Consider the following 9,192-nt stretch of genomic DNA (forward strand, 5'->3'; position numbering starts at 1 on the left):
CGTCCCGACCCCGCCCCGCCTACCGCCCGCCGGCCAGAGCGGCCAGCCGCTCCGCCGTCCATTCCGCGTCCCGTCCGCCGCCGTCCGGCAGCCTGCGCCACTCCTCCTGGGCCCCCCGGTAGGCCTCCTTGGCCGCCCGCGGCCGCTGCGCGGACTCGTAGACCTGACCCCGCCAGTGGTGCGCCTCCGCGGCCAGCCGCACCGCCGGCGCCGGGTCGGACAGCCCGTCCTCGGCGGCGCGGGCCGTCTCGGCGGCCCTGCGGAAGGCGTCGGCCGCCTGGTCCAGCCGGTCGGGGCCGTTGACGTGCCGTACCTCGCCCAGCGCCAGCCAGGCGCGCGCCCGCTCCAGCGGCGGACCGCCGTTCCGGGCCGCCAGCCCGAAGATGTGCTCGGCGTCCCGGAGGTCGAGCAGGTCCTGCCGCGTCCGGTACCGCAGCAGCAGCGCGCGGCCCAGCATCATCAGCCGGTGGGTGAGCCGGGGATGGCCTGCCGGGGAGTGCATCCGGCAGTCCCGCAGTACGCGTATGGCCCGGGAGATGACCGTCGCGCCGCCCACCAGACCTGCCCGCCGCAGCAGGACCGCGCCCCACTCCTCCATCAGCTGCCCGTACTCGGGGCGGTCCCGCAGCATCAGCCGGCCCGCCTCCTCGAACCGGTCGGCCGCCTCCTCCAGGTCGGAGGGCGGCCCGCCCGCCTCGTACCGGCGCACCCACAGCCGGGCGGAACGCACCAGTACCTCCGCCCGCAACGACTGCTCCCTGACATCCTCCAGGGTCCTCGCGACCAGCCGGCCGGCCTGGTCCAGCCGGTCGCCCGCCAGCAGCAGCGCGTCGGTCAGCAGCAGTTGCACCCGCACCCGGTCCTCGATCGGCGCCTGCTCGGCGACCATCGCGGCGCGGGCGAACTCCAGCGACTCGGCGGCCTGCCCGGCATGCACCCGGGAGCGCTCCGCGTCGTCGGCGGTCCCGGCCAGCATCAGCAGCGCCCGACCGCGGGCCAGCGAGAGCCCGGCCGGCTGCGGTGTGTCCCCGCCCGTCCAGGGGCTCCCGTCGGAGAACGCCTCCAGCATGCCGATCGTCTCCTCCAGTGGCCCGGTATCACCGCTGAGCCGCCACTGCTCCTCCAGCACCTCGGCGCGCTCCAGGGTGATCCGCAGCGTCTCGTCCGGCTCCAGGTCCATGGCGGCGCCGGCCGCCGTGAACTCCCGGTCCGCGCGCCGCAGCAGATCCAGCGCGGCCTGCCGCTGCCCCAGCGCGCGCAGGTCGGACGCGGCGGCGTGCAGCACCCTGGCCAGCATTGCGCGGGCCCGCACCGCACCGGGCGCGGCGGCGGCGGTCTCCGCGGCGGCCTGCGCCTCGCGCAGCAGCAACGCACCGCCCTGCAGACGCCACAGCCTCAGCAGATCCTGCGCCAGCTCGCTCCACAGCTCGGGATCGGCCTCCGTCGGCAGCCCCGCGGCGGCTGCCCGGCGCAGCAACTGCACGGCGTCCAGCAGGCTCTGCACCATCCCGCCGGCCTCGAAGCGCGCGACGAGCGCCCGGGCGCGTTCCAGTGCCGCCTCGGAGCGGAGGGCACCGGAGCCCGGGGTGCCGACGACCTGCTCGGCGACGTCCGTCAGCGGGATGAACCGCTCCAGCACTTTCGCCGCCACCTGCGCGAAGGGCTGCGCGGCCCGCCGGGCCGAGTCCTCCGCGCCGCCGTCCGGCAGCGGCATCCGCCCCTGGGCGGCCCCGCCGCGGTCGTCCGCCAGTTGCGCGATGGCCAGCGCCGGGAAGTTGGGACCGCCGAGCCCGAAGCGCTGTTCCACGTACTCGGAGCAGTGCTTGAGCACCAGCAGCGCCTCGTCACGCCCCAGCGGGCCCAGCAGGACGTCCTGGACGCCCGCGGCGAACTCGTACCACTGCGCCGGCGGGCGGGCCGCGGGCACCTCACCGATCACGGTGCCGTACGGAGGGGTCTCCACGACCGTGCCGTACGCGGGGGTCTCCGTCCCCGGCCCGTTGGAGCCGCCCGAGCCGGCCCGGGTAAGCAGTCCGCTGAGCAGCACCTCGGAGAGTTCCGCAGGCCCGGAGTCGGGCAACATGGTCCTCTGCACCAACTGCATGACCGGCAGGTACAGCGGGGCCGCGGCGACGTAGACAGCGAGCTGCGCGGCACCCGGCGAGGCGGCGGAGCGAAACCGGGCGACCAGTTCCGCGGGCGCCATCGGTCGGCGCGGCCGGGACGGCGGAGCGGCCGGCTGGTCGGCGCGCACCCAGCCCACCGCGGCCGGCACCGGACCCGTGCCGGTCCCCGACAGCAGCCGCGCCCACGCCCCCAGCGCGGCGGCGGTCGGCGGCAGCACCGGGATCGGGGCCATGCCCGGACGCTCCATGACGCCCTCGCCCTCGAAGTGCAGTGCCGCCGACTGCCCGGGGCCCTGCCCGCGCATCAGCAGCCCGTACGAGGTCGGCAGCCGGGTACGGGACCACAGCCGCTGCGGCAGCGGTTGCAGCACCGCGACCGGCGCGTACCGGGAGAGCCGGTGCAGCAGCCGGTGCGCCCTGCCGCTGCGCCACAGCGGGCCGGCGCAGTCGCTGACCAGCACCGTCACCTGGCGGCCCGTCGGGTCGCTGAGCTGGTCGGCGGAGCGCAGCGCGGCGGTGCCCGGCTCGACGCGGCGGCTCACCGCGGCGCTGCCGTCCGGGGACTGGTGCAGGTACTGCACGTGCACGTCGCGGAAGGCGCCCAACTGGCCGAAGACCTGCTGGAGCTCGCCCAGCATGCGCTCCCACACGTACATCGACGAGGAGGCGTCCATCAGCAGCTGCAGCGAGGCGTCGCCGCGCGAGACGCTGCGGAAGACCGGCATCAGCAACCCGCCGGCCCGTGCGCTGGTCTCGGCGGTGGCCGCCTCGTCCAGCTCGCTGCGGATCGGCGGGGCGGCGCTGTGGTAGCGCTGCAACGGGCGCAGCGCGCGCTGCAGTTCCAGCAGCCCCGGCAGCGCCGGCGCCTCGGGAACCCCGATGGAGATGGCGTTGCCCGGCAGGACCGAGCCCTCTCCGCCGCCCGCCGTACGGTCCCGCTCCGCCGGGTACAGCGCGACGCTCCCCCCGGGGGAGCGGCCACCGGACCGGCCGGACTCCGACCCCGTGTCGTCGGCGGGCTCGGGTCCGCCATCGGCCGTCGGCGGCCGCTCCGCGGTCGCGGCGCCGTCCGCACGCGTCGCCCGGTCCCTCGGGCGCGGGCCGTCGGCCCATTCACCGGGCTCCGCCCCGGCCCCGGTGGGCTGCGACCAGCGCGCCAGCCACAGGGCGTCGGACAGTTCGCCCAGGTCGGGGTCGAGTCCTGCCCCGCGGAGCCGCTCGATGACGTCCGCGAGCGGGTCACGGCGGGGCGGCGGCCGCGACGAAGCCGACTCCGGCGGGGGCGGCTGCGCGGGAGGCTGTGGCGGTGGCTGCGAGGTCACACCCTCACCTCGGCCTGTCGAGTCGCTGGATGAGCATGTCGGCGAGCCGGTCGCGGGACGGCGGCGCGGCTTGGTGGGTGAGGTAGATCGCGTTCAGCAGCTGGTCGGCGGCGAGGAGTTCACTGCGTGAGCGCTCCAGGAACCGGGTGATCAGGTCGTCGCCGATCCTGGCCGCCTCGGCGCCCAGGTGCGCCCTGACCACGGTGGCGAGCCGCTTGTGGTCGGGCTGCCCCAGCTCCAGGTGGATGCAGCGGCGCAGCAGCGGCGCCGGGAAGTCGCGTTCGCCGTTGCTGGTCAGGACCACGAACGGGAAGGCCCGGCAGCCGACCCGGCCGTCCTTGACCGTCACCTTCGTACTGTCGTCGGTGAGCACCTCGACCCGCGGCTCGCGCTCCGCGAGCCGTTCTAGTTCGGGGATCGCGAACTCGCCCTCCTCCAACACGTTCAGCAGGTCATTGGGAAGATCGATGTCGCTCTTGTCCAGTTCATCCACGAGCAGGACGCGTGGCCGCGCCGTCGGCAGCAGCGCCGTGCCGAGCGGACCCAGCCGGATATAGCTGCCGATGCCGCCGGGCGTCTGGGCCCGGCTGCTCGCCGCGATCTGGGTGTCCTGGAGCCGGGCGATGGCGTCGTAGCGGTAGAGGCCGTCCTGGAGCGTGGTGCGGCTGACGATGGGCCAGCGCAGCACACGGCCGAGTCCCAGTTCGTACGCGACGGCGTGCGCGAGCGTGCTCTTGCCCGTCCCGGGGCTGCCGGTGACCAGCAGCGGACGCCGCAGGTACAGCGCGGCGTTGACGATCTCCAGCTCCTCCGGGCTCGGCCGGTGCAGCTGCGCCATGTGCCGGTACGCGCCGAGGCGGCGGGTCGAGGCACTGTCCGTGCCGGGGCCGGGCTCCACGAGGGGGCCGCCGTCGAAGTCCCGCCAGGGCGGCGGGTCGGGCAGCGTGCTGATGCCGTCGTGCGGCTCCCCCGCCCCCCGGTAGATGAGCCACTCGTTCTCGTCGTTGCCGTCGACGCCGGCAGTCGCGTCGGGCCGCGCGTTGATGTCAGGCACTATGTGCTCCTCGTCGCTCGTACGTCGATGGCAGGAGCGCAGACCACGTACCGACCGTCCCACGGAGTGGGCGCGGAACATAAGGGGTGTGTTCGGCCGGTCATGGCGTCTCCAGCGGCTGATCGGTGCCGGGCAGCGGTCGGGTGGGGTCGTCGTACAGCAGGATCAGGTCCTGCGAGAAATAGGCCTCCAGCTCACGACGTGCCAGGTCGGCACGGAGCCTGCGCACCGCCTCCGGGAGCCGGTCGGCCTGTCCCGCGTCCGCGACCGTGCGCTCCACCCCCCGGTGGAAGTCCGAGCACACCCGGTCCCGCCCGGCCCGTTCGCGTCGCCACAGGACCACCCCGTATCCGGCGCCCGTCACCCTGCGCAGGGCCGCGGGGCCGTCCTCGGCCTCGGAGGCGCGGCACAGGATCGGCACCGAGTACAGCCCGCGGAAGCGCAGTTCGGCGTCGGCGGGCACCGGCATCGGCGTCCCCTGGTCGCAGTCCAGGATCACCGGCTCCATCGGACCCGCCTGCACCCGCTTCCAGCGGGCCCGCCGCAGTGCCGCGTCCTCGCCGACCTCGTCCGGATCGTAGTCCGGGTCGGCCGGGCGCACGACGACCGGGCGCAGCTCACCCAGCGCCGGTCCACCCGGCCGGCTGCTCCAGGTCTCCACCGGCAGTTCGAGCAGCGCCCTGACCAGGGCCACCTGGAGGACCGCCGGGCGGTCCGGTTCGTCGCACCGGCGGAACGCCTCGGCGAGCGGGGCGCTCAGCCGCTGCGGCAGCTCGCCCAGCCGTGTGCCGTCGGCGCCCTCGGCGACCGGCCGGACGTCGCCCGCCGCGTCCACGATGGCGATCCGCCAGTCGTAGCTGTCCCGTTCCCAGCCGCGGCGGTCGATCTCCAGCAGCACCGAGGCGTACGACACCGCCTCACGGACCGGCCGGCTTTCGGGACCCGCCGCCGCCCGCACCCCGGACGGGCCGGGGTCCATCCGGCGGGCGTTGACCCGGGAGAGCCACTCACGCCCCAGGTCGTTGCGGAATCCGCGCGACAGGTCCCGTTCGCTCGCCGCGACGGCCGCCGCCCAGTTCCACAGCCTGCGCTCGGTGCCGTGCGCCGCCTCGTACGGCCGTTCCGCCGTCGCCACGCGCACGCAGTAGCGCAGGATCGTCTCCAACTCGCTCTGGCCGCGGCGCAGGTCGTAGAGGAGCCCGAGCCCGTCACGCCAGGAGCGCGGGGCGAGCGGCAGGTTCTCGCAGGGCTGGCCGCGCAGCTCGTCCACGGCCGCCAGCAGGCTCGACGTGCTGACCGGCGGCGGGAGTTCGGCGAGCAGCCCGAGCAGCTCGGTGCGCATGCCGGGCGACAGGGCGCGCCCGGCGGTCGCTCCCAGCAGGTTGTGGGCGTCGGTCCAGGTCGTGCGGTTGGTGTCGGCGAGCCGGTGGCGGTCGGCGTGGTGCCGGTCGTGGGCGTGGATCACCCGCTGGAAGAGGTCGGACCCGGCCCTGGCCGGCCCCTGCGGGAGGGGCAGCCCGCGCAACTGCACGACGGATATGGCCAGTCCGCCGTCCTGCCCGCCGCGGCGGGCCTTGAGGACGCCGATCACCTCGCCGCGCGCGAGGTCGACGACCGGGCCGCCGGAGGCGCCGGACGGGATCTCGTCCTCGTTGCCGAGCCGGAGCTTGCCGTCCTTGCCCAGTTCGCCGCGGATCGTGCACCGGCCGCTGACGTCCTCGACCTCGCCGTCCACCTCCATGCAGCCGAAGAAGGCCACTTCCTTGCGGGTGAACACCTTGGAGGTGCGCTCGGTGAGCCAGACGCACGCGTGCGGCGCCGGCTCCAGCAGCCGGATCAGTGCCAGGTCGGGGGCCGGCCACAGCCCGGGTCCCGGATTCTCCAAGGGCTCGGCCCACTCGACGCGGCCGCGGACCGTGTGCCCGTCGAAGGTGAGACCGACCTCGCGCCCGCCGTCAGCCACCGCGCCTCCCTCGCCCCGAAGCGCCACGTGGGCGCAGGTGAGCACCCAGTTCGGGGCGACGAAGAACCCGCTGCCCCACGGGCGGACGGCGACGTCCCCGGCGGCCGAACCGCCGGACCCGTCGGGGGCATACCCGGGCAGCGGGGCATGAACACGTACGGTGGCGGCTCTCACCAGGGGCGCCAGGGTCTCGAACGGATCCGAGTCCTCGTCCTGTGCGTCCTGTGCGCCCCCATACCCCCCTGTCACGCCGCGTCACCCCCGGTTCGGCCTGCAGTGACGAAAGGCTAGCGGCCTGCGAGGACCTGCGCGAGGGAGTGTCGGAATGCTGCCTATCCTTGCCTGGAATGTCCCACCGTCCCTGAGTCGCGGTGTCCGTGTGCACCGGTGACCACTGCTTGGAGCTATGGAGCATCCCGTGTACTTCACCGATCGCGGTATCGAGGAGCTTGAGAGCCGCCGGGGCGAGGAAGAGGTCTCGTTCGAGTGGCTGGCGTCCCGGCTGCGGGAGTTCGTCGACCTCAATCCCGACTTCGAGATCCCCGTCGAGCGGCTGGCCACCTGGCTGGCGCGGCTGGACGACGAGGACGACGAGGAGTGACCCCGCGGGCGGGCGCCGGGCCGGCGCCCGCCGCCACCTCCCGCCGCCGCCGCTCGGCAACGGCTCGCGTACGGCTCGACACCTCCGGACAGGCCGCTTGACTTCTCCAGTACGCGATATATCGTGTCTCCCACCAGACGCGATATGTTGCGTTGCCTGCCGTACCACCGAGGAGGGGTCGACATGAGCGGCACGTCGGAATGGACCATCACCGAACCACAGAAGCTCGTCTTCGACGCGCCGGTCGACACGGTGCGCGTGCGCATCGTCGGCGGCGCGGTGAACGTCGTCGGCGTCGAGGAGGGCCCGGCCCGGCTGGAGGTCGGCGAGCTCGACGGACCGCCGCTGCGGGTCAGCCTCGAGGGCGGGGTCCTCACCGTCGGCTACGACGACCTGGAGTGGAAGGGCTTCCTGAAGTGGCTCGGCGGCAAGGGCTGGGAGCGGCACGCGCTCGTCTCGCTCGCCGTCCCGCAGGCCACCCGCGTCGAGGTCGGCGTGGTCGGGGCCGGCGCGGTGATCTCCGGCATCTCCGAGGCCACCCAGATCCGCGCGGTCAACGGTGACGTCACCGTCGTCGGCGCGGCCGGCGCGGTCAGCGCCAACACCGTCTCCGGCAACGTCGAGGCCCAGGCGGTCTCCGGTGACCTCCAGGTCAGCACCATCTCCGGCGACCTGACCGTCGTCGAGGGCAGCGGCGCCCACATCAGGGCCGACTCCGTGAGCGGCAACATGGTGCTCGACCTCGCCCCCGCGCAGACGCCCCCCGGCGCCGACGTCCGGCTGAACACCGTCTCCGGCGAGATCGCCATCCGCATCCCGGATCCCGCGAACGCCGACGTCGACGCCAACACAGCGAGCGGCGCCGTCTCCTGCGCCTTCGAGGACCTGCGGGTCACCGGCCAGTGGGGCGCCAAGCGCATCACCGGACGGGTCGGCACCGGCGGCGCGCACCTGAAGGCCACCACCGTCTCCGGCGCCATCGCCCTGCTGCGCCGCCCACCGGTCGACGACGAGCCGGCCGGCGCGTCGCCCGACGGGACCCCCTCGTTCCGGAAGGACATCTGACATGGCCCCCGTCTTCGCCCACGGCCGGCTGCGGCTGTACCTCCTCAAGCTCCTGGACGAGGCCCCGCGGCACGGCTACGAGGTCATCCGGCTGCTGGAGGAGCGTTTCCACGGCCTCTACGCGCCCTCCGCCGGCACCGTCTACCCGCGGCTGGCCAAGCTGGAGAAGGAGGGTCTGGTCACCCACAGCACCGAGGGCGGCCGCAAGGTGTACTCCATCTCCGACGCGGGCCGCGCCGAACTGGCCGCCAGGACCGACGAGATCGCCGACCTGGAGAACGAGATCCGCGAGTCGGTCTCCACGCTCGCCGCCGAGATCCGCGAGGACGTCCGCGGCGCCGCCGGTGACCTGCGCCGCGAGATCCGGGCCGCCGCACAGCAGGCCCGCAGCGCCCCGCCCAACGGTGCCGGCACCGACTTCCGCGCCATGAAGCAGGAGTGGAAGGACCAGGCCCGGCGCGCCAAGGAGGAGAGCCGCCGCGCCAAGGAGGACGCGCGCACCGCCCGCCTGCAGGCGAAGGAGGCCCAGGAGTTCGCCCGCGTCGAGGTGCAGCGGATCGCCAAGCAGGTCCAGGAGCAGGTGCAGTCGCACGTCCGCGAGGGCGACTGGCAGGGCGGCCTCAAGGAGGGTCTCGCCGAACTCAACCGCGAACTGGGCGCGCTGGGCCGGGCCACCGGCCACATGTCGGCCTCGTGGCCCCACCGCAAGGCCGGACCCGACGCCCCCGCGGACGTCACCACCGACGCACCCGCCGACGCGGACGCCGCGGCGGCCGAGGTGCCGGTGGACGCGCCCGACTGGGCCAAGGAGACCGGGACCGAGGACATCGTCGACCCGGGCCGCGAGCTGGAACGCCTGCTGGACCGTTTTCGTGACGACATACGTGACGCGGCCCGCGACCGGGGCGTGGACGCCGGTCAGCTGCGCGAGGCCCGGCGCCACCTGTCGACGGCGGCGGCCCGCATCGCCGCCGTGCTGCGCGGCCCTCAGGACTGACGCGGGGACGCACGGGGGCGGGGTGGCCGGCGCGGGGTGCGGGTTCCGGAGGACGGAACCCGCA

The 9,192-nt window shown here is 74.7% G+C and carries 6 protein-coding genes; 3 read left to right on the forward strand and 3 right to left on the reverse strand.

The features are described from left to right. Window positions 1-19: 19 nt before the first annotated feature. The 3 genes from O3X23_RS28385 to O3X23_RS28395 form a co-directional block, all read right to left on the reverse strand. Window positions 20-3,448 carry an SAV_2336 N-terminal domain-related protein gene (locus O3X23_RS28385; protein ID WP_269274430.1) on the reverse strand — a complete coding sequence of 1,143 codons (3,429 nt, stop codon included), beginning with the start codon at window positions 3,446-3,448 and terminating at the stop codon, window positions 20-22. Between the two features lie 4 nt (window positions 3,449-3,452). After that, window positions 3,453-4,493: an AAA family ATPase gene (locus tag O3X23_RS28390; protein ID WP_443047999.1), complete on the reverse strand. Its 1,041-nt coding sequence runs from the start codon at window positions 4,491-4,493 to the stop codon at window positions 3,453-3,455. A 109-nt stretch (window positions 4,494-4,602) separates the two neighbouring features. Then, window positions 4,603-6,714, reverse strand: coding sequence for a VMAP-C domain-containing protein (locus tag O3X23_RS28395; protein WP_269274432.1), 2,112 nt, complete (start codon window positions 6,712-6,714; stop codon window positions 4,603-4,605). Between the two features lie 169 nt (window positions 6,715-6,883). Here O3X23_RS28395 and O3X23_RS28400 point away from each other — a divergent pair, with 169 nt between their 5' ends. From O3X23_RS28400 to O3X23_RS28410, 3 genes are all read left to right on the forward strand, one after another. Continuing rightward, a complete protein-coding gene (locus O3X23_RS28400; protein ID WP_269274433.1) occupies window positions 6,884-7,066 on the forward strand; it encodes a DUF6104 family protein in 183 nt (60 codons plus the stop codon). 183 nt (window positions 7,067-7,249) lie between these two features. After that, window positions 7,250-8,131 (forward strand): DUF4097 family beta strand repeat-containing protein, encoded by an 882-nt coding sequence (locus O3X23_RS28405; RefSeq protein ID WP_269274434.1) that lies wholly within the window; start codon window positions 7,250-7,252, stop codon window positions 8,129-8,131. 1 nt (window position 8,132) lies between these two features. Then, entirely contained in the window at window positions 8,133-9,128 is a 996-nt protein-coding gene (locus tag O3X23_RS28410) for a PadR family transcriptional regulator (protein WP_269274435.1), read from the forward strand. Window positions 9,129-9,192: the final 64 nt, after the last annotated feature.

Source organism: Streptomyces sp. H39-S7, from assembly GCF_027158205.1.
GTDB lineage: Bacteria > Actinomycetota > Actinomycetes > Streptomycetales > Streptomycetaceae > Actinacidiphila.

Coding starts and splice junctions, on each gene's coding strand:
- O3X23_RS28405 (WP_269274434.1), top strand. CDS start 7,250: ATGAGCGGCACGTCGGAATGGACCATCACCGAACCACAGAAGCTCGTC.
- O3X23_RS28410 (WP_269274435.1), top strand. CDS start 8,133: ATGGCCCCCGTCTTCGCCCACGGCCGGCTGCGGCTGTACCTCCTCAAG.